Source organism: Amycolatopsis sp. cmx-11-12 (assembly GCF_046269425.1).
Lineage (GTDB): Bacteria > Actinomycetota > Actinomycetes > Mycobacteriales > Pseudonocardiaceae > Amycolatopsis.
In genome coordinates, this window is sequence record NZ_JADNQM010000011.1 from 167,497 (window position 1) to 188,121 (window position 20,625).

The 20,625-nt window shown below is 67.8% G+C and carries 20 protein-coding genes; 13 read left to right on the top strand and 7 right to left on the bottom strand.

The window, feature by feature from the left end; translation table 11 throughout:
• From ACLARN_RS17920 to ACLARN_RS17940, 5 genes are all read right to left on the bottom strand, one after another.
• Complete coding sequence (locus ACLARN_RS17920; RefSeq protein WP_409492543.1) at positions 1-2,967, bottom strand: ribonucleoside-diphosphate reductase subunit alpha; 2,967 nt, start codon at positions 2,965-2,967, stop codon at positions 1-3.
• Positions 2,968-3,188: 221 nt separating this feature from the next.
• Entirely contained in the window at positions 3,189-3,797 is a 609-nt protein-coding gene (locus ACLARN_RS17925) for an acetoacetate decarboxylase family protein (protein WP_409492544.1), read from the bottom strand.
• Entirely contained in the window at positions 3,794-4,633 is an 840-nt protein-coding gene (locus ACLARN_RS17930; protein WP_409492545.1) for an enoyl-CoA hydratase-related protein, read from the bottom strand. The genes ACLARN_RS17925 and ACLARN_RS17930 overlap by 4 nt, the downstream gene beginning before the upstream one ends.
• Positions 4,634-4,674: 41 nt before the next feature.
• Positions 4,675-5,154, bottom strand: a complete 480-nt coding sequence (locus ACLARN_RS17935) for a tetratricopeptide repeat protein (protein WP_409492546.1) — start codon at positions 5,152-5,154, stop codon at positions 4,675-4,677.
• The gene (locus ACLARN_RS17940; RefSeq protein ID WP_409492547.1) at positions 5,151-5,540 is read right to left on the bottom strand and encodes a MerR family transcriptional regulator; all 390 of its coding nucleotides are present in this window, start codon (positions 5,538-5,540) and stop codon (positions 5,151-5,153) included. Before ACLARN_RS17940 ends, ACLARN_RS17935 begins: the two co-directional genes overlap by 4 nt.
• A 50-nt stretch (positions 5,541-5,590) precedes the next feature.
• On the opposite strand from ACLARN_RS17940, the gene ACLARN_RS17945 reads away from it, so the two are divergent.
• Together ACLARN_RS17945 and ACLARN_RS17950 are read left to right on the top strand one after the other, a co-directional pair.
• Complete coding sequence (locus ACLARN_RS17945) at positions 5,591-6,451, top strand: NAD(P)-dependent oxidoreductase (RefSeq protein ID WP_409492548.1); 861 nt, start codon at positions 5,591-5,593, stop codon at positions 6,449-6,451.
• Between the two features lie 39 nt (positions 6,452-6,490).
• On the top strand, positions 6,491-6,679 hold the full coding sequence (locus tag ACLARN_RS17950; protein WP_409492549.1) for a hypothetical protein: 189 nt from the start codon (positions 6,491-6,493) through the stop codon (positions 6,677-6,679).
• 8 nt (positions 6,680-6,687) lie between these two features.
• Here the strand turns inward: ACLARN_RS17950 and ACLARN_RS17955 are convergent, their stop codons facing one another.
• A complete protein-coding gene (locus tag ACLARN_RS17955) occupies positions 6,688-6,813 on the bottom strand; it encodes a hypothetical protein (RefSeq protein WP_409492550.1) in 126 nt (41 codons plus the stop codon).
• Between the two features lie 298 nt (positions 6,814-7,111).
• Here ACLARN_RS17955 and ACLARN_RS17960 point away from each other — a divergent pair, with 298 nt between their 5' ends.
• Positions 7,112-7,432 carry an aldo/keto reductase gene (locus ACLARN_RS17960; RefSeq protein WP_409492551.1) on the top strand — a complete coding sequence of 107 codons (321 nt, stop codon included), beginning with the start codon at positions 7,112-7,114 and terminating at the stop codon, positions 7,430-7,432.
• Here the strand turns inward: ACLARN_RS17960 and ACLARN_RS17965 are convergent.
• Positions 7,378-8,634: a DUF222 domain-containing protein gene (locus ACLARN_RS17965; RefSeq protein WP_409492552.1), complete on the bottom strand. Its 1,257-nt coding sequence runs from the start codon at positions 8,632-8,634 to the stop codon at positions 7,378-7,380. The genes ACLARN_RS17960 and ACLARN_RS17965 overlap by 55 nt on opposite strands.
• Positions 8,635-8,813: 179 nt before the next feature.
• On the opposite strand from ACLARN_RS17965, the gene ACLARN_RS17970 reads away from it, so the two are divergent.
• From ACLARN_RS17970 to ACLARN_RS18015, 10 genes are all read left to right on the top strand, one after another.
• Entirely contained in the window at positions 8,814-10,229 is a 1,416-nt protein-coding gene (locus ACLARN_RS17970; protein ID WP_409492553.1) for a hypothetical protein, read from the top strand.
• Between the two features lie 126 nt (positions 10,230-10,355).
• Entirely contained in the window at positions 10,356-11,150 is a 795-nt protein-coding gene (locus ACLARN_RS17975; protein ID WP_409492554.1) for a TIGR03084 family metal-binding protein, read from the top strand.
• Positions 11,147-12,844, top strand: coding sequence for an acyclic terpene utilization AtuA family protein (locus ACLARN_RS17980; RefSeq protein WP_409492555.1), 1,698 nt, complete (start codon positions 11,147-11,149; stop codon positions 12,842-12,844). Before ACLARN_RS17975 ends, ACLARN_RS17980 begins: the two co-directional genes overlap by 4 nt.
• Positions 12,841-13,989, top strand: coding sequence for an acyl-CoA dehydrogenase family protein (locus ACLARN_RS17985; protein WP_409492556.1), 1,149 nt, complete (start codon positions 12,841-12,843; stop codon positions 13,987-13,989). Before ACLARN_RS17980 ends, ACLARN_RS17985 begins: the two co-directional genes overlap by 4 nt.
• Positions 13,986-15,584 carry an acyl-CoA carboxylase subunit beta gene (locus tag ACLARN_RS17990; protein ID WP_409492557.1) on the top strand — a complete coding sequence of 533 codons (1,599 nt, stop codon included), beginning with the start codon at positions 13,986-13,988 and terminating at the stop codon, positions 15,582-15,584. The genes ACLARN_RS17985 and ACLARN_RS17990 overlap by 4 nt, the downstream gene beginning before the upstream one ends.
• Before the next feature lie 9 nt (positions 15,585-15,593).
• Positions 15,594-17,546 (top strand): biotin carboxylase N-terminal domain-containing protein, encoded by a 1,953-nt coding sequence (locus ACLARN_RS17995; RefSeq protein WP_409492558.1) that lies wholly within the window; start codon positions 15,594-15,596, stop codon positions 17,544-17,546.
• Positions 17,543-18,712, top strand: coding sequence for an acyl-CoA dehydrogenase family protein (locus ACLARN_RS18000; RefSeq protein WP_409492559.1), 1,170 nt, complete (start codon positions 17,543-17,545; stop codon positions 18,710-18,712). Before ACLARN_RS17995 ends, ACLARN_RS18000 begins: the two co-directional genes overlap by 4 nt.
• 12 nt (positions 18,713-18,724) lie before the next feature.
• The gene (locus ACLARN_RS18005; RefSeq protein ID WP_409492560.1) at positions 18,725-19,576 is read left to right on the top strand and encodes an SDR family oxidoreductase; all 852 of its coding nucleotides are present in this window, start codon (positions 18,725-18,727) and stop codon (positions 19,574-19,576) included.
• Complete coding sequence (locus ACLARN_RS18010) at positions 19,573-20,214, top strand: TetR/AcrR family transcriptional regulator (RefSeq protein WP_409492561.1); 642 nt, start codon at positions 19,573-19,575, stop codon at positions 20,212-20,214. The genes ACLARN_RS18005 and ACLARN_RS18010 overlap by 4 nt, the downstream gene beginning before the upstream one ends.
• An 86-nt stretch (positions 20,215-20,300) precedes the next feature.
• Positions 20,301-20,570, top strand: a complete 270-nt coding sequence (locus ACLARN_RS18015; RefSeq protein ID WP_409492562.1) for a hypothetical protein — start codon at positions 20,301-20,303, stop codon at positions 20,568-20,570.
• The last annotated feature ends 55 nt before the right edge of the window (positions 20,571-20,625 follow it).

Below are 20,625 nucleotides of genomic sequence, written 5' to 3' on the forward strand. Positions count from 1 at the left end.
TCACTGGCAGGCTTCGCAGTCGGGGTCGTCGATGCGGCAGGCGGCGCCGTCGGTGGCGACGAAGTCGACGTCCGAAACCTGCGGGATCTCCTTCGGCTCCGGCTTGGCGGCCGGGGCGGTCACCGGAACGGCCGGGACCGCGGCGGAAGCCGACGGGGCGGGAGCGGGAGCCGGGGCGGCGGGCTTGGGCGCCGAAGGTGTGGCCGGGGCCGGGGTGGCCGAGACCGCGTTCAGCTTGCCGTCGGTGCCGCGCAGGGTGCTCTTCTCCACGTGCGTCGCGGACCGCGCCCGCAGGTAGTACGTGGTCTTGAGGCCCTTGTGCCAGGCGTAGCGGTACAGCTCGTCGAGCTTGCGGCCGCTGGGCGCCGCGATGTACAGGTTCAGCGACTGCGCCTGGTCGATCCACTTCTGCCGACGCGAACCCGCGTCCACCAGCCACCGCGACTCGATCTCGAAAGCGGTGGCGTACAGCGCCTTCAGGTCGTCCGGCACGCGGTCGATCTGGCCGAGGCTGCCGTCGAAGTACTTCAGGTCCGACACCATGACCTCGTCCCACAGCCCGCGCTCCTTGAGCGAGCGGACCAGGTGCGGGTTCACCACGGTGAAGTCACCGGACATGTTCGACTTGACGAACAGGTTCTGGAACAGCGGCTCGATCGACTGCCCGACCCCGCAGATGTTGGAGATCGTCGCGGTCGGCGCGATCGCCATCACGTTGGAGTTGCGCATGCCGACGGTCTTGACCCGCTCGCGCAGCGGCGCCCAGTCCAAAGTGGACGAGGTGTCGACGTCGAGCGCGTCGCCCTGTCGCGCGTCGATCAGCAGTTGCAGCGAGTCGATCGGCAGGATTCCCTTGCTCCACAAGGAACCCTCGAACGTCTGGTACTGGCCGCGCTCCTCGGCGAGGTCGGTCGACGCCGAGATCGCGTAGTAGCTGATGTGCTCCATGCTGGTGTCCGCGAACTGCACGGCCTCGTCCGAGGACAGCGGCACGCCGATCTCGAACAGCGCGTCCTGGAAGCCCATCAGGCCCAGCCCGATCGGGCGGTGGCGCAGGTTGGAACGACGCGCCTCCGGGATCGTGTAGAAGTTGATGTCGATCACGTTGTCGAGCATGCGGACCGCGGTGCGCACGGTCTTCTCGAGGCGCTGGGTGTCCAGGCCGTCGGGGGTGACGTGCTTGAGCAGGTTCACCGAGCCGAGGTTGCAGACCGCGACCTCGTCGGTGGTGGTGTTCAGCGTGATCTCGGTGCACAGGTTCGACGAGTGCACGACACCCACGTGCTGCTGCGGCGAGCGCAGGTTGCACGGGTCCTTGAAGGTGATCCACGGGTGACCGGTTTCGAACAGCATGGTCAGCATGCGGCGCCACAGGTCGACCGCGCGGATCTTGCGGAACACCTTCAGCTCACCGCGTTCGGCGGCGGCCTCGTACTCGCGGTAGCGCTCGGCGAACGCGGTGCCGTAGAGGTCGTGCAGGTCCGGGGTCTCGTTCGGCGAGAACAGCGTCCACTGCGCGTCGGCCTCGACGCGGCGGAGGAACTCGTCCGGCACCCAGTTCGCGGTGTTCATGTCGTGCGTACGACGACGGTCGTCACCGGTGTTCTTGCGCAGGTCGAGGAATTCCTCGATGTCGACGTGCCAGGTCTCGAGGTACGCGCAGGCCGCGCCCTTGCGCTTACCGCCCTGGTTCACCGCGACCGCGGTGTCGTTGGCGATCTTGAGGAACGGCACGACACCCTGCGACTGGCCGTTGGTGCCCTTGATGTGCGCGCCGAGGCCGCGGACCGGGGTCCAGTCGTTGCCGAGACCGCCCGAGTACTTCGCCAGCAGCGCGTTGTTCTTGTACGCCTGGAAGATCGAGTCCAGGTCGTCGTCGACCGTGGTCAGGAAGCAGGACGACAGCTGCGGGCGGGTGGTGCCCGAGTTGAACAGCGTCGGGGTGGACGCCATGAAGTGGAACGACGACAGCAGCTCGTAGAACTCGATCGCGCGGGCTTCACGGTCGTCCTCGCGGATCGCGAGACCCATGGCGACGCGCATGAAGAACGCCTGGGGCAGCTCGAACCGGACGCCGTCGTGGTGCTGGAAGTACCGGTCGTACAGCGTCTGCAGGCCGAGGAAGCCGAAGTCGAGGTCACGCTCGGCGTGGATGGCCGCGGTGATCTTGTCCAGGTCGAACGTCTGGAGCTCGGGGTTGACCAGCTCCAGCTCGATGGCGCGCTTGAGGTAGTCCCGGAAGTACTGCGGGTACCGGGCGGTCATCTCGTCCTGGCTGGCCAGCTGCGGCGTGCCCGCGAGGTAGGTGAGCGCTTCGCCGCGGAGCTTGTCCGCGAGCAGCCGGGCGCTGACGTAGGAGTAGTTCGGCTCCTGCTCGACGAGCACGCGCGCGGCCATGATCTGGGCGAGGGCGAGTTCGTCGGCGCTGATGCCGTCGTAGAGGTTGCGCTTGGCCTCGGCCAGCACCGGCTCCGCGGAGACGTCGTCGAGTCCGGCGACGGCCTCTCCGACCACGTGCGAGACGCGGGCCCAGTCGAGCGGGCGGATCGAGCCGTCGGCGGCCTTGACGCTGATCGCGACGTCGGACGACGCGGGCTTCTCGGACTCGCGGGCCTTCGCGCGCTCATCGCGGTAAAGGACGTACGCGCGGGCGACCTTGTGGTGCTCGCCGCGCATCAGCGCGAGTTCGACGATGTCCTGGATCTGCTCGATGTGCAGCGCGGTCTCGGGGCCGGCGTGGCGGAGCAGGGTGGCTTCGATCTGCCCGGTCAGTTCGTTGACCAGGTGGTGGATCCGCGACGAGGCGGCCGCGTCACCTCCTTCGACGGCGAGGAAGGCCTTGGTCACGGCGACCGAGATCTTGTTCGCGTCGAAGGGGGACACGCTGCCGTCCCGCCGGATGACTCGCACGGTCGCGGGCGTGGTGTCCGAAGACGAAGGTGGCCGCTGACCGGTTTCCACTGACATGCGTGTCTCCAATGGGCGCGTTGAAGCACCGCAAGGCCTCACAAGGCCGTGCGCTGCACGTTCACAAAGCTGTCCGACAACCGCTCCCGAGCGGTCTCCCCGTCGCTGGGCGGTGCCGGTTCCCAGAGACTACATGTAGGGGTCGGAGGCTGCACGTGCCCCAATGGGTGGCGTGTCGCTGTCTCACCCTGGCGGGTTAGGCGATCACGCTCAGCGGCTGCTCAGCCGCCGAAAACAATCTTGAAATCACGCAGGTGAGCGCTCAGAACGGGCCGCTGACCGGCCAGGAAGCCGAGCGGCCCCGCCTCGTTGATCCGCCAATCCGCGGCCGCCGGATGGGGGTGCGCCTTCGCCCGGACGGGGCTTCTTTTGAGACGTCCGTCCAGGATCTGGACGACGTCGAAGGCGGCGGGCATCGTCACCGGGAGGCTCGGGCGAGCGGTGAAGGCGGCCGTCGCGATCCAGTCCTCGTGGGTGGCCGCGGAGGCGGTGAAGGTCCGTCCGTGGGTGAAGTCGAGCGCGGCGAGGTCCTTGGGGATGCCCCACAGCGCGCGCCCGCCGGCGAGCGAGACCTCGCTGTCGACCCAGATGTCGGTGATCGAGCTGGAGAGGCGCTTGCCGCGGACGGCGACCGTCGCCAGCAGCTCGTGATACTGGAGCTGCCCCGGCTCCTGGTAGTCGATCCACGCGGCGAACACCTGCGCGCGTCCGCCCGCGACGGCCGGTTCGACGCCGTCGGGCAATTCGGGCAGCTCGCTCACCGGGACACGCCAGACGGACAGGTATGCCTGGCCCGCCAGGTTCCACGGCTCCGGGGGATAGGCGGTCACGCGTTCCGCCACGGCAGGTAGGCGGGCTGGTCGGTGTCGACGCGCATGGAGAACTCCGGTGGTCGTTTCTGCAAGAAGGACAGGACCCCTTCGACGGCGTCCGGGCTGCTGCCCAGACCGCCGATCAGCCGGGAGTCCAGTTCGTGCACCGGGAACGGCGATGCGGCGCTCGCCATCCGGTACAGCAGCTGGCGGGTCACCGCGACCGAAACCGGCGCTGTGGTCGTGGCTATTTCGAGAGCCAGTTCGCGTGCCTTGGTGAGGACTTCTTCGGGCTCGTGAACACTGTGGACCAGTCCGGCGGCTTTCGCTTCCTCGGCGCCGAAGACGCGGCCGCTGATCATCCAGTCGAGTGCCGTGCCCATCCCGACCAACCGGGGGAGGAACCAGGCGGACGCGCCTTCCGGGTAGATCCCCCGGCGGACGAACACGAAGCCGAAGCGCGAATCCGTGGACGCCAGCCGGTAATCGCACGACAGTGTGATCGTGACGCCGCCGCCGACGGCCGCGCCCCGCAGGGCGGCGATCACCGGCTTGTTCATCGTGAAGATCCGCTTCGAGCAGCGTCCCGCCGGCTCCTGCCACGCCGCGTCCGGGCCGGACTCCGGATCGAAGTCGAAACCACCCTGCGAGAGGTCGGCGCCCACCGAGAAATCCTTGCCGTTGCCGGTCAGGATCACCACCCGGACGTCCTCGTCGCGGTCGGCCCGGTCCATCGCGTCCCCGAGTTCGTCGGCCATACGGATGGTGTAGCCGTTGCGGGCCTCCGGCCGGTTGAGCGTGACCGTCGCGATGCGGTCGGAAACCTCGTAGGTGATTTCGGCGTACGCGCTCATGACGTGAAAGTAAGGCTATGTTGACAAGGTGTCAATAAGGATCACTCGACGTCGTCCAGATGATCCGCGTAGTACTCGACCGCTCGCCGGTACCGCTGGACCCCGGCGTCGGAACTGGTCGCCGCGAGCACCTTCAACAGCGTTCCCGCCGCTTCACGCGCCTCGCCGACGTTGTAGAGCGCCATGGCGAGGAACGTCCTCAGCGCCCCGTCGTCCGGGAACTCGTCCAGGCCGCGGCGCAAGGTCTTGAGTGATTCGCCGTACTTGCCGAGGACGCGATACGTGCTGCCGAGCCCGACGAACACGCCATGCCTGTCCTCTGTGGACAGACCGTCGCCGCTGAGTGCCCGCTCGTAGAAGGGGGCTGCTTCGGCCTCCAGCCCGGCGGAGTCGTGCGCCCACGCTGTCTGATAGGCGATCACGGCGTCGCGCGGGTTCTGTTCGGACAACGCGACCAGTTGCCGTCGCGCGTCGTCGGTGCCCAGCTCGCGCAACTGGATGGCCTCCTGCGTCTCGCTCACGCGGCACCTTCGAACGGGGGATAGGTCTTCGCGCCTGTCCGCTCTGCCGCGTCGATGTAACCGGCCAGCGCGTCGCGGGACCGCGCGATCTTGGCCAGCTGCTCGTCGAGCCGCCCGAGCCGTTCGCGCATCGCGGCCAGCAGTTCGGGACAGCCGATCAGCTCCGGCTCCTCACCGATCGCGCAGGGCAGCAGATACGCGATGTCCTCGGACGACAGGCCGGCGGCGAGCAGATGCCGGATCTGCTTCACCCGCAGCAAGGCCGTCTCGTCGTACTCGCGGTAGCCGTTCGTGGCGCGGTCCGCCTCCAGCAGGCCTTGGGCCTCGTAGTAGCGCAGCTGATGGGCGTGGACGCCCGTCCGATGGCTCAGTTCCCCGATCTTCATCGCTTTCCCCACTTGACCTTCATACCGGTATCAACGTTGACGATGTTGCCATGACCGACAACACGAATACCCCGATCACCGTTCTCGGCCTCGGCCTGATGGGCCAGGCGCTCGCCCGCGCGTTCCTGAAAGCCGGGCATCCCACGACCGTATGGAACCGGACGGCCGCCAAGGCCGACTCGCTGGTCGCCTTGGGCGCTCGCTTGGCGCCGACGGTCGGCGATGCTCTTGTCTCCGGCGGCTTGACCGTCGTGTGTCTCACTGACTACTCGGCCGTGCGTGAACTGCTCGGCGATGTCGGGCTGGAGGGCACGACACTGGTCAACCTGACCTCGGGTGATTCCGCTCAAGCGCGGGAAACCGCCGCCTGGGCCGGAAAAAAGGGTGCCCGCTACCTGGACGGCGCGATCATGGCCATCCCGTCGGCGATCGGGACCGCCGACGCGGCGATCCTGCTCAGCGGGCCGCGGCTCGACCTGGCGCTGGACGCGCTCGGAACGGTTACGTATCTCGGCGAGGACCACGGCCTGGCTTCGCTATACGACGTCGCGGGCCTGGCGATGATGTGGAGCGTCCTGAACGCGTGGCTGCAAGGCACCGCGATGCTGCGGACCGCCGGCGTCGACGCCGCGACGTACGCGACCTTCGCGCAGCAGATCGCCGTCGGCGTCGCGGGCTGGCTGCCCGGCTACGCCGAGCAGGTCGACAAGGGCTCGTTCCCGGCGGAGGTGTCGGCCTTGGAGACCGACGCGCGGGCGATGGCGCATATGGTCGAGGAGAGCGAGGCGCTGGGCGTGAACGCCGAACTGCCGAAGCTGATCAAGGCGATGGCCGACCGCGCCATCGCGGCGGGGCACGGCAGGGAGCAGTACCCGGTGCTGATCCGGGAGTTCGAGCGGCCGGGGGAATAACGGCTGGGGGCCGAACACGGGACGGTGTGCTTCACCGGGATGCCCGGCGACGTCTGGTCGATCCCGGACTTCTACCCGATGGCGGTGATCCCGAACGGCGTCCGGCTCACCGCGTCCGGCGGCGACCTGCCCGCTGAGGCGCTTCAGCGCTATGTCGACTTGGTCGAGGCCGGGCGGCTGCCGCTGAAGATCCATCAGGTGGGGAAGCTGGTTGTCCGGGCTTCCTGAGTACGGAGTCAGTGACGAGGTATGTAATCCGTCGCGACCACGACACCGAAGACCAGGAGGGCCATCACCAGCGTGATCATCGCGATCAGGACGAGCAGTGCGACGAGGCCGCCGATCCCGTCCCGTTTGCGCATCTCGCCTACGGTACCTGGGCTCGGGCGTGTTGGGGTGACGTCGCGCGGCCCGTGTTGATGAAGGAATCGGGACGTTGAGCCTGGGAGGTGAATCCAGGCTGGGGGTCCGGTTCCATCCCCCTCGTGCCCATGAGACTGACACGGCAGCCCCCAGACGCATCTCTAATGCAACAACGCAAACTAGGACAACACCTCGAAGTCTCGGCTCTCGGGCTCGGCTGCATGAGAATGAGTTTCTTTTACGGTCAGCCAGAAGACACAGCCGAGATGACGAAGCTGCTGCGGGGTTAGCCACGGCGTGACTTTCTTCGAGACTGCCGAAGTCTACGGCCCGTTTACAAATGAGGACCTGATCGGTCAGGCGCTGGCACCGGTCCGCGACCAGGTGGTGATCGCCACCAAGTTTGGAATCAAGCACGGCGAGCACGGGCCGACCCCGATGTCCGGGGTCGACAGCAGGCCTGCTTCCGGCAGGTGGTGTTCGGGTTGCGGGCAGGGCTTGGGCGTGTGCGTATTGGGGCTGGGTTGTTTTCATTCCAGTCCCAGTGCAGGAAGGCTGTCGGTCTATACCCGTAGGTGCATGGTGTTGCGTCTCGGTTCCCCGGTGGGGTCGAGGTAGGCGGGTGCGATGAATTCGGGTAGTCCGTCTTGGGCGATCTGGACTTTCCACTCGCTTTTATGGATCAGTCGATGGTGCTTCGTGCAGACCAGCACGAGATTGTCGATTTTTGTTTCACCACGATGACGCCAGAAAACAATGTGGTGGGCCGTGCAGCGCTGCACCGGCATATCGCAGCCAGGAAACGCACACCCACCATCCCGGACCTTCAACGCATGCTTCTGCGGGGTGGTGGCGGAACGGCTGGAGCGCCCCACGTCCAGCGGCTGCCCGGCGCCGGAGAGGACGATGGGCCGGATCCGGGCATCGCACGCCAGGATTCGGACATCCGTGGCGCTGATCGGGCCGACGAGATCGAGGACGCCGTCGCCGACCTCGTTCATCAAATCCTCGTAAGCCATGGTCACCAGGATCTGGGTCGACTCCCCGGCCTGACCGGGAAGATCGGGACTGGCGGTCTTCAACCGCACATAATCAGCGAACGCGTCCCCATAGCGTTCGCCCTGGCTGCGGGAGTCCCGGACACCATCGACGGCCTTGCGTGGTTTGGCCAGCGGGTCGAGATCGGACTTCAACCGGGCGTAGGTTTCCGGATCCAACGTCCCCGCGAACCCCAGCGTGCCATCACGATGCTTGATAAACCGCAACTCCGGACGAGCACCCTTCGACCCCTCGTCCCGGGGTTCTTTGCCATCAGGGTCCATCGTGTCCAGCATCCGACGCCCCGCCGCGACGATCTCCTTCGGCCCAGCCCGCCGAGCCAGATCAACCAGAATCCTCTCCCCAGCCCGCACCTTCCCCTCGGACACAAAAGATGGGACCCGAGCGAGAGCACCGATGATCGCATCGATCTGCCCGCCACCGATCACACCCTCCGCGGCCGCCTCAGCAGTCAGAGGCGCAAGAGGTGGCACCACATCGCCACCGATAGCGACGCCGGGATGCAAAGCCAGTGCCCGCTCAGCGCGGGCCGACGCTTCCTTCTCCGACACCAGGAAATCCTGCAGGATCAAACCCATCAACGTCGAATGCCCATAACATCCACGAATCCCCCGCGTATTCAACTCCGCCAGAATCGCGTACTGCTCCGCGTCCAACTGGCGTTTCAGGACTTCGATTTCCTGCTTACGGGCATGCAGCGTCGCAGTATCAGCACGCCACCACTCGGCGCACGCTCCCTGGGGACTGTTTTCGCTGGCCACGACACCAACAATACTCCTGTTCGAACACCTGTGCTACTACGATTTGCGTAGCGACCCAGAGTGGACCATTTCACTCGATGGGGGCAAAAGGCGGTAATAGTGGGCTAGGGAGGCGACCGTCGCAAGTGATCTGTGGGCTTGTATGGAACTTATGCGCGATCCAGGCACGCTCGGGGACCATGACGACACCCTTGCCCTCACGGCAAGTCTCGAGATGGTCCGTGGTCGCGCTGCTGCTCGCGTTCGTGGGTTCGCTGCTCGCGTTGCCCGCCGGGGCGGCGCCCGCGCAGGGGATCCGCGCCAGTTACGCCAATCCGGTCCGCAAGGCCGATGGGCATGTCGATGCCCAGGCGACGGTGGACCGGCTCCGTGCGATGAACGCGGACACGTACGCGTTCCTGGTCAACAAGCCCACCGACTGGGGTGATCTGGAGCAGGAGTTCCTGCCCGCCGCCCAGGCGAGTGGCCTCGCTGTCTGGGTCTACCTGGTCCCGCCGACCGAGTGCCCCGGCGGCACGAGCTGCGCGGAGTATCTGCCCTACAAGAAGGACTACGTCGCGTGGGGGCAGGCGATCGCCCGGCTCTCGGTGCGGTATCCGGTGCTCAAGGCCTGGGCGATGGACGATTTCAACGCCAACACGAGCACGTTCGACACGACCTACACGGCCAAGATGCGCAACGCGGCCAGGGCGATCCAGCCGTCGCTCGACTTCTACCCGGTGGTGTACGCCAACGCCGTCACCCAGTCCTTTGTGGACTCCTACGCCGCGAGCATCGACAGCCTCATTCTGCCGTTCCGCGACGACCCGTACCGCAACACGCTGTGGACCGGGAGTCTCCGCGCGCAGCTGGACCAGATCGTCGCGCGGCTCGCGAGCAAGAGCCGCAAGGCCATCCTGATGGTGTACGCCTCCACTCTGTCGCGCACCACGATCACCCCTGACGTCGAGTATGTCCGAACGGTGACCGCGGTCGGCCTGGAGTACGCGGCGGCCGGGAAGCTCGCCGGGGTCATCCAGTACGCGCTGCCCTTGACGCCGGGACGGGCGCAGTCGGGAGACGAACGCGTCGCGCACACCGGGAACAGCGCGCTGGTGTTCACGGTGCATCCCGACAACGCCACGACGGCGGGGGACTACGCGGCCGCCAGCACGACCGTTCGCCTCGACGCGGGGTCGACGTCCTGCCGGATGGTCGTGTGGCATACCGACGACCGGCCCGCCACGAGCCCGCTCGGCTACCACGCGAAGCAGGCGATCGTCGGCGGGACGCAGGTGTGGGAGCGTGACGTCGCCAGCGAGGGGATCGAGTGGTACACCTCTTCGCCGATCGACCTCACTCCGCGCTTGAGCGGCGGGTCGGCGACGCTCACCCTGCGTCTCTACGAGAAGAAGGCGGTCACCAACTATTCGGTGACGGCCCGGATGGACGACATCAGCCTGACCGGCTGCCACGTCGCGAACCCTGGCTTCGAGGCCGACGGCGGCTGGACCTACAGCCGTAAGGGTGGGGACGTCCTGGCCGGCCGTCACACCTACGACCCCGTGTACTCGACTTCGGTCCACTCCGCGGTCGGCTCCCTCTACAGTGCTTGAACCCGCGTGAAGGCCCCCTTCCCTCGGCTCAGCCGCGTGAAGGGGGCCTTCACGGGCAAAACAATCAGGCGTGCTTGATTTTTCTGGCGAGGGGTGCGAGCCTGGGGAGGACGCGAGGAGGCGGGCATGGCTGACCTTGGCGTGATCCTTGGGGATCTCGCGGCGGAATCGCAGGCCATCGACGACGTGGTGGCGGAGCTGCCCGCGTCGGACTGGGCGCGGCAGACCCCGGCCGAAGGCTGGACGATCGCCCATCAGATCGCTCATCTGGCCTGGACGGACAAAAAGGCGCTGATCGCGGCGCGGGGGTCCGAAGCCGAGTGGCAGGCCGAGATCGAGGGGTTGCTCGCGACGGGGGAGACCTACGTCGACGACGGTGCGGCCGAGGGTGCGAAGACACCGCCCCGGGAGTTGCTGGCCGAGTGGCGTGCCGGTCGCGCGGAGCTGGCCGAAGCGCTCGCCGCGGTGCCCGACGGGCAGAAGATCCCCTGGTACGGGCCGCCGATGAGTGCCGCGTCCATGTTGACCGCGCGCCTCATGGAGACATGGGCGCACGGCCAGGACATCTTTGACACGTTCGGCGTCGCGCGCGAGAACACCGGCAGGCTCTGGCACATCGCCCGCTTCGGCACCCGCACCCGCGACTTCGCCTACAAGCTCAACTCGCTCGCCCCGCCCGCCGAGGAGTTCCGGGTCGAATTGACCGCGCCGGACGGCTCCACCTGGGCTTTCGGGTCGGAGGACGCCGAGCAGCGGCTCACCGGGAGCGCGGTCGACTTCTGCCTGGTCATCACCCAGCGCCGCCATCCTGACGACACCGACCTGGTCGCGGCCGGTGCCGACGTCGAGGAATGGCTCGGGATCGCGCAGGCCTTCGCCGGGCCTCCCGGTGCGGGACGGCAGCCGGGGCAGTTCGCATGACCGCGGCCCCGATCAGGATCGGCAACGCGTCCGGGTTCTACGGCGACCGGTTTTCCGCCGTCCGCGAGATGCTCACCGACGGCCCGCTCGACGTGCTGACCGGCGACTACCTGGCCGAACTGACGATGCTCATTCTCGGCCGTGACCGGATGAAGGACCCGAACCGCGGCTACGCCAAGACCTTCCTCCGTCAGATGGAGGAGAATCTCGCGCTGGCCAAGGAAAAGGGCGTCAAGATCGTCGCGAACGCCGGTGGGCTCAACCCTGCCGGTCTCGCCGACGCGCTCCGCGAACTGGCCGCGAAGCTCGGGGTCGACGTCGCCATCGCACATGTCGAGGGCGACGATCTGATCCAGCGCGCCGAGGAACTCGGTTTCGGCAAGACGTTGACCGCCAACGCCTATCTCGGCGCGTGGGGGATCGCGGAATGCCTGAACGCGGGTGCCGACATCGTGGTGACCGGGCGCGTCACCGACGCGTCGGTGATCGTCGGCCCGGCCGCCGCGCACTTCGGCTGGGCGCGCGACGACTACGACGCGCTCGCCGGCGCGGTCGCGGCCGGGCACGTGATCGAATGCGGCACGCAGGCCACCGGCGGCAACTACGCGTTCTTCACCGAGCACGAGATCGGTGTCCCGGGTTTCCCGATCGCCGAGATCTCCGCCGACGGCTCCAGCGTGATCACCAAACACCCCGGAACCGGCGGCGTGGTGAACGCCGGAACCGTTACCGCGCAACTGCTCTACGAGATCACCGGCGCCCGTTACGCCGGGCCGGACGTCACGGCGCGGTTCGACACGCTGACCCTGACCGAAGACGGCCCGGACCGCGTCCGGATCACCGGCGTCACAGGGGAGCCGCCGCCCCCGACGCTCAAGGTCTGCCTGAACGGGCTCGGCGGTTTCCGCAACGAGACGACGTTCGTCCTCACCGGACTCGACGTCGAAGCGAAAGCCGCGCTGGTCAAGGAACAACTCGAAGGCGCGCTCAAAGCGCGACCGCCCGCCGAGGTCCGCTGGACGCTGGCCCGCACCGACCAGGCGGACGCCGAAACCGAACAGCAGGCGAGCGCGTTGCTCCACGTCGCGGTGAAGGACGCCGATCCGGAGGTCGCCGGGCGCGCGTTCAGCGGTGCGGCGATCGAACTCGCGCTGGCGAGTTATCCCGGCTTCCACGTCACCGCGCCGCCAGCGTCGGCGTCGCCGTATGGCGTTTACCGGGCCGCTTTCGTTGACGCGCAGGAGGTTCCGCACGTCGCTGTCCTGCCGGACGGAACCCGTCGCGACATCGCACAAGCCACCGACACCCTGGCACTGTCCGATGTGGACGAATACGGACTGCCTGCCCCCTATACGCAGGCGCAGGTCCGCAGGGCGCCGCTGGGCAAGGTGATCGGTGCCCGCAGCGGGGACAAGGGCGGCAACGCGAACGTCGGCGTCTGGGCGCGCTCCGACGAGGCGTGGCGCTGGCTCGCGCACCGGCTCACCGTCACCGAGTTCAAACTGCTGCTCCCGGAGACCGCTGACCTGGAGGTCCGGCGGCACCTGCTGCCGAACCTGCGGGCGATCAACTTCGTCGTCGAAGGCATCCTCGGTGAGGGCGTCGCGTCGCAGGCGCGGTTCGATCCGCAGGCGAAGGCACTCGGGGAATGGCTGCGCTCCCGCGAGATCGATATCCCGGAGGCTCTCCTGTGACCGACCTCTTCACCACGCCGGAACGCGTCGAGCTGCGCAAGACCGTCCGGCGGTTCGCCGAAACCGAGATCCTGCCGCACCTGGACGACTGGGAGCGCGAGGGGGAACTGCCCCGCGACCTGCACCGCAAGGCCGGGAAACTCGGGCTGCTCGGCGTCGGCTTCCCCGAGGAGGTCGGCGGCGGGGGCGGTGACTATCTCGACGCCGTCGTCATCGCCGAGGAACTGCACTACGCGGGCGGCTCCGGCGGGCTGTTCGCGTCGCTGTTCACCTGCGGCATCGCCGTTCCGCATATCGCGGCGGCCGGGGATCCGGTGCAGATCGAACGCTGGGTCCGGCCGACACTTGAGGGGGCCAAAATCGGCTCGCTCGCGGTCACCGAACCCGACGGCGGCTCCGACGTCGCCGGCATCCGCACCACCGCGGTACGCGAGGGCGACGAGTACGTCATCAACGGCGCCAAGACCTTCATCACCTCGGGCTGCCGCGCCGACTTCGTGACTACCGTGGTCCGCACCGGTGAATCCGGCGCCCACGGCATCTCGCTCATCGTGGTCGAACGCGGCACGCCAGGCTTCACCGTCTCCCGCAAACTGGAGAAGATGGGCTGGCTCTGTTCGGACACCGCCGAGTTGTCCTATGTGGACGTCCGGGTGCCCGCGGAGAACCTGATCGGCGCCGAGAACAGCGGGTTCGCGCAGGTCGCCACCCAGTTCGTCACCGAGCGGGTTTCGCTGGCGGTGCAGGGTTACGCGCACGCTCAGCGAGCACTCGACCTGACGCTGGACTGGTGCCGCCTGCGGGAGACCTTCGGCCGTCCGCTGATCTCCCGCCAGCTGGTGCAGCACAAACTGACCGAGATGGCGCGCAAGATCGACGTCGCCCGGACCTACACCCGGCAGGTCGCCCTGCGGCACGTCGCGGGCGAAGAGGTCATCGCCGAAGCCTGTTTCGCGAAGAACACCTCCGTCGAGGCCGCCGAATGGGTGGTCAACGAAGCCGTCCAGCTGCACGGTGGGCTCGGCTACATGCGGGAGGCCGAAGTGGAGCGTCACTACCGTGACGTGCGCATCCTCGGCATCGGCGGCGGTACGAACGAGATCCTCACCGGCTTGGCCGCGAAGCGATTGGGATACACCGCATGAGCACCATCAGGTCCACTGTGGACAATCGGAGCGAGGAGTTCGCCGCCAACCGTGAGTCCATGCTCGGCAAACTCGCCGAGATCGACGGCGAGCACGCCAAGGCGATCGCGGGCGGCGGCGAGAAGTACGTCACCCGGCACCGCAAACGCGGCAAGCTGCTCGCCCGCGAGCGGATCGAACTCCTCCTCGACGAGGACTCGCCGTTCCTGGAACTTTCACCGCTCGCGGCCTGGGGTTCGGACTATCAGGTCGGCGCCAGCGTGATCACCGGCATCGGCGTGGTCGAGGGTGTCGAGTGCATGATCTCGGCGAGCGACCCCACGGTCAAAGGCGGGGCGAGCAACCCGTGGACGGCCAAGAAGAGCTACCGCGCCGCGGACATCGCCGCGCAGAACCGCCTGCCGGTGATCAACCTCGTCGAGTCCGGCGGCGCGGATCTGCCGACGCAGAAGGAGATCTTCATCCCCGGCGGCCGGATCTTCCGCGACATCACGCGGTCTTCGGCGGCGAAGGTACCCACGATCGCGCTGGTGTTCGGCAACTCGACCGCGGGCGGCGCGTACCTGCCCGGCATGTCGGACTACGTCGTGATGGTCAAGGAGCGTGCGAAGGTCTTCCTCGGCGGACCGCCGCTGGTCAAGATGGCCACCGGTGAGGAGTCCGACGACGAATCGCTCGGTGGCGCCGAGATGCACGCCCGTACGTCGGGCCTCGCCGACTACCTGGCCGCGGACGAAGAGGACGCGATCCGGCTCGGCCGCAGCATCGTCAAGCGGCTCAACTGGACCAAACAGGGTCCGACGCCGAAACCGGACTACGCCGAGCCGCTGTATTCGGCCGAAGACCTGCTCGGCATCGTGCCCGCCGATCTCAAGGTGCCGTTCGACCCGCGCGAGGTGATCGCCAGGGTCGCCGACGGTTCGGACTTCGACGAGTTCAAACCCTTGTACGGCAGCAGTCTCGCCACCGGCTGGGCGAGCATCCACGGCTACCCGGTCGGCGTCCTCGCCAATGCGCAAGGCGTGCTGTTCGGCGAAGAATCGCAGAAGGCCGCGCAGTTCATCCAGCTGGCCAACCAGATCGACACGCCGCTGGTCTTCCTGCACAACACCACCGGCTACATGGTCGGCAAGGAGTACGAGCAGAGCGGCATCATCAAACACGGCGCGATGATGATCAACGCCGTGTCGAACTCGAAGGTCCCGCATCTGTCGGTGCTCATGGGTGCCTCGTACGGCGCCGGGCATTACGGCATGTGCGGCCGCGCCTACGATCCCCGGTTCCTCTTCGCCTGGCCCAGCGCCAAATCCGCGGTCATGGGGCCGCAGCAGCTGGCCGGTGTGCTGTCCATTGTGGCCCGTGCCGCCGCCGCGTCGCGGGGCCAGGACTACAACGAGGAGCACGACACCGCCATGCGCGCCATGGTGGAGGGGCAGATCGAGGCGGAGTCGATGCCGATGTTCCTCTCCGGGATGCTTTACGACGACGGGATCATCGATCCCCGCGACACCCGCACGGTGCTCGGGCTCAGCCTGTCCGTGATCCACAATGGACCAGTGAAGGGCGCCGAAGGCTTCGGCGTCTTCCGGATGTAGGGGCCGAACGTGATCGAGAAACTCCTGGTCGCCAACCGTGGTGAGATCGCCCGCCGCGTGTTCCGCACCTGCCGCGACGCCGGGATCGGGACGGTCGCGGTGTTCTCCGACGCGGACGCCGACGCGCCGCACACGGCCGAGGCGGACGTCGCCGTCCGGCTGCCGGGCAACGCGCCGTCCGACACTTACTTGCGGGCCGAACTGCTGATCAAGGCGGCCGTCGAGACCGGCGCCGACGCGATCCACCCCGGCTACGGCTTCCTGTCCGAGAACGCCGGGTTCGCCCGCGCCGTGCTCGACGCAGGGCTCACCTGGGTCGGCCCGCCGCCGGAGGCCATCGAGAGCATGGGCTCCAAGGTCGAGTCCAAGCGGATGATGGCCGACGCCGGTGTCCCGATCCTGTCCGAATTGGACCCGGCCGAGGTCACCGAGGACGACCTTCCGTTGCTGGTCAAGGCATCCGCCGGTGGTGGCGGACGCGGGATGCGCGTCGTGCGCTCGCTCGGCGAACTCGCCGAGGCCGTCGAGGGAGCGAGTGCGGAGGCCGCCTCGGCCTTCGGCGACGCGACGGTGTTCTGTGAGCGGTATCTGGAGACCGGGCGCCACATCGAGGTCCAGGTGCTCGCCGATACCCACGGCACGGTGTGGGCGGTGGGGGAGCGGGAGTGCTCGATTCAGCGCCGTCACCAGAAGGTCGTCGAAGAGGCACCGTCGCCGTTCGTCGACGATGCCATGCGGGAAGCCCTGTTCGACGCCGCCCGCAAGGCCGCGCAGGCGATCGATTACGTCGGTGCCGGGACGGTCGAGTTCCTCGCCGGTCCGGACGGGCGGTTCTACTTCCTGGAGATGAACACCCGGCTCCAGGTCGAGCATCCGGTCACCGAGGCCACGACCGGCCTCGACCTTGTTTCCTGGCAACTGCGGATCGCGGAAGGCGAGCACCTCCCGATCGACGAGCCGGAGACGCGGGGTCACGCGATCGAGGTCCGGCTCTATGCCGAAGACCCGGCAGCGTGCTGGCAGCCGCAGAGCGGCACCCTGCACCGCTTCGAGCTTCCCGCCGCACAACGGGAATTCGAGATCGGCCCGGGTGTCCGGCTCGACTCCGGCTTCGTCAGCGGCCAGACCGTCGGCGTGCACTACGACCCGATGCTCGCCAAGGTGATCGCCTTCGCCCCCGATCGCCGGAGCGCGGCACGGGCGTTGGCCGGCGCGCTGGCCGGTGCGGAGATCCACGGCGTGGTGACCAACCGCGACCTGCTGGTGAACGTCCTGCGCCACGAGGCTTTCCTCGCCGGTGAGACCGACACGGCGTTCTTCGACCGGCACGGACTGGACACGCTGGCGACGCCACTGGCCACTGTGGACACCGTACGGATTTCCACGCTCGCCGCGGCTTTGGCGGGCGCGGCAGGAAACCGCGCGGGCGCCCAGGTGCAGGGGCGGCTGCCCAGCGGGTGGCGCAACGTCCACTCCCAGGGCCAGCGCAAACGTTTCCTTGCACGCGAAGACGAGATCGAGGTCGTCTACACGCTCACCCGTGACGGCCTGCGCGCCGACGGATTCGACGGCGTGGAACTGGTTTCCGCCGCGAGTGACCGTGTCGTCCTGGAGGTCGCCGGGGTGCGGCGGACGTTCGCCGTCGCCCGGTACGGCGACGCGGTGTACGTCGATTCGCCCGATGGCGCTGTCGAACTGAGTGTGGTGCCGAGGTACCCGGATCCGGACGCGGCGCTCGCCGCCGGTTCGCTCGTGGCGCCGATGCCGGGCACCGTCGTCCGGCTCGCGGTCGAGGCCGGTGACACCGTCAAGACCGGCGATCCGTTGCTGTGGCTGGAAGCGATGAAGATGGAACACCGGATCGCGGCGCCGGCCGACGGCGTCGTGACGGAACTCCCGGTGGTCGTCGGACAACAGGTCGAAGTGGGCACGATCCTCGCGGTGGTAGGAGAGAACGAATGAACGCGATGAACTTCACCGAACCCGAGGAGCGCGTCGCGCTGCGGGCGGCGGTCGCCGAACTCGGCAAGAAGTACGGGTATGAGTACTACGCCAAACAGGCCCGTGCCGGGCTCAAGACCGAAGAACTGTGGGCCGAGGCCGGACGGCTGGGCTATCTCGGCGTGAACTTGCCCGAGGAGTACGGCGGTGGGGGAGCGGGCATCGCGGATCTCGCCGCGGTGCTGGAAGAACTCGCCGCGGCGGGCAGCCCGCTGTTGCTCATGGTTGTGTCGCCGGCCATCTGCGGCACGGTCATTTCGCGCTTCGGCACCGAGGAACAGAAGAAGCGCTGGCTGCCGGGCATCGCGGACGGCAGCAGGCGGATGGTCTTCGCGATCACCGAACCCGACGCCGGGTCGAACTCGCACAAGATCACCACCACCGCCAAACGCGACGGTGGCGATTGGGTCCTCAATGGACGGAAGGTCTACATCTCCGGCGTCGACGAGGCGGACGCCGTCCTCGTCGTCGGCCGCACCGAAGACTCGAAGACCGGCAAGCTCAAGCCCGCGCTGTTCATCGTCCCGACCGACGCGCCCGGCTTCGAGTACCAGCAGATCGAGATGGACCTGATCTCGCCGGAGAAGCAGTTCGGCCTGTTCCTCGACGACGTCCACCTGCCCGCCGACGCGCTGGTCGGCGAGGAGGACGCGGCGATCGCGCAACTGTTCGCCGGGCTCAACCCCGAACGCATCATGGGCGCGTCGTTCTCGCTCGGCATCGCGCGGTACGCGCTGGCCAAAGCCGTTGACTACGCCAACGAGCGCAAGGTGTGGGGCGGCGCGCCGATCGGCAGCCACCAGGGGCTCGCGCATCCGCTGGCCGAGATCAAGATCGAGCTGGAACTGGCCAAGCTGATGACGCAGAAGGCGGCGTCGCTCTACGACTCCGGCGACGACTTCGGCGCGGGCGAGTCGGCGAACATGGCGAAGTACGCCGCCGCCGAGGTCGCCATCCGCGCGGTCGACCAGGCCGTGCAGACCCACGGCGGCAACGGCCTCGCCAGCGAATACGGGCTGGGCACACTGGTCACGGCCGTCCGGCTGGGCCGCATCGCGCCGGTGAGCCGCGAGATGGTGCTCAACTTCGTCGGCCAGCACAGCCTCGGCCTGCCCCGGTCCTACTGAGAGGCGCGAATCATGAGCACGCTGCACGGCAAGACGATCATCATCTCCGGCGGCAGCCGCGGGATCGGCGAGGCCATCGCGGTCCGCGCCGCTCGCGACGGGGCGAACATCGCGCTGCTGGCCAAGACCGCCGAGCCGCATCCGAAACTGCCGGGCACGGTCTACACCGCGGCCAAGGCGATCGAGGACGCCGGCGGGCAGGCACTGCCGATCGTCGGTGACGTCCGTGACGACACCTCGGTCGAAGCCGCGATCGCGCGGACGGCCGAGCAGTTCGGCGGGATCGACATCGTGCTCAACAACGCCAGCGCGATCGACCTGACGCCGACCGAGTCGGTCAGCATGAAGCGCTACGACCTGATGCAGGACATCAACGCGCGTGGCTCGTTCCTGCTGTCGAAACTCGCCATCCCGTACCTGAAGCTGTCGGACAACGCGCACATCCTGACGCTGTCGCCGCCGATCAGCCTCGACGAGAAGTGGTTCCAGGCCGGGCATCTCGCGTACAGCATCGCGAAGTACTCGATGAGCCTGGTGACCGTCGGGCTCGCCGCGGAACTGCGGCAGTTCGGGATCGCGGCGAACTCGCTGTGGCCGCGGACGACCATCGACACCGCGGCGATCCGCAACGTCGTCGGCGCGGAACTGGCGGCGAAATCGCGGACGCCGGACATCATGGCCGACGCGGCGCACGCGATCCTCACCAAACCGAGCGCCGAGGCGTCGGGGAACTTCTACATCGACGACGAGGTGCTGGCCGCCGAGGGCGTCACCGACTTCTCGAAGTACCGCATCGGCGATCGCGAGGAAGACCTGCAACTCGATTTCTGGGTCGACGAACGTACTCCAGAAACAGGGCCATGATCCGCGAACCGCAGCAGGAGCGCAGCCGGACGACCCGTCGGCGGCTGGTCGAGGCCGCCGTCGAGACGATCGGGGAGCTGGGCTGGAACGGGACAACGGTCGCGATCATCGCCGAACGCGCCGGGGTCTCGCGCGGTGCCGCGCAGCACCATTTCCCGACCAGGGAAGACCTGGTCGCGGCCGCGGTCGAACACGTCGGCGAGATCCAGATCGTGGAACTGCGCGCCCGCGCGGCGGAACTGCCGTCGGGGCGGTCGCGGATCGAGCGGGCCGTCGACATGGTGCTCAACCTCTACAGCGGGCCGATGTTCCGAGCCGCGCTCCACCTGTGGGTCGCGGCTTCGACCGACGAGGGGCTGCGCGCGACCCTGGTGCCGCTGGAGGCGCGGGTGGGCCGGGAAGCACACCGGGTGACGGTCGAACTTCTCGGCGTCGACGAGTCCCACCAGGGCGTTCGTGAGCTGGTCCAGGCCACTCTCGATCTTGCCCGCGGCCTGGGACTGGCGAATCTGCTGACCGACGACACGAAGCGCCGCAAGCAGATCGTCGCGCAGTGGGCCAGGGTCCTGGAGCCCACACTGGCAGTGGCGAAAAACGAGAAGATCGAACGGAACGTAGAGATTCCCCGGAACGTCTGAGATCTTGTTAACACTGATGGAGCAGCGACCGATAACACGGTGTAAGTGCTGCCGATTCAGGTAGCTGATCGAGAGAGGTTACTCCGGTGTCCGGTTCAGCGGTCGAGTTGTCCCATCGAGCCATGGCGATGCTGCGAGCGGTCGCGGCCCGCCGCGCCCAGATGTCGTGCAGCTGCGAGCCGGACCTCTTCATCGACGGGTTCGCCTGTTGTGACCAGATGACCGCGCACGCCCTCGCCCACGGTGGTTACATCCGCCCCGCCGAGAGCAGCGGCCTCTCCGCCGTCACCGGCCGCGTGCCCGCCGAGCTGACCGAAGCCGGCGCGGCCGCGATCGCGGTCACCGCAGCGGCCTGACCCTTCACCGCACCGTCTGTCCGGTGTGGACGACATCCGTTTACAACCGCCTCCC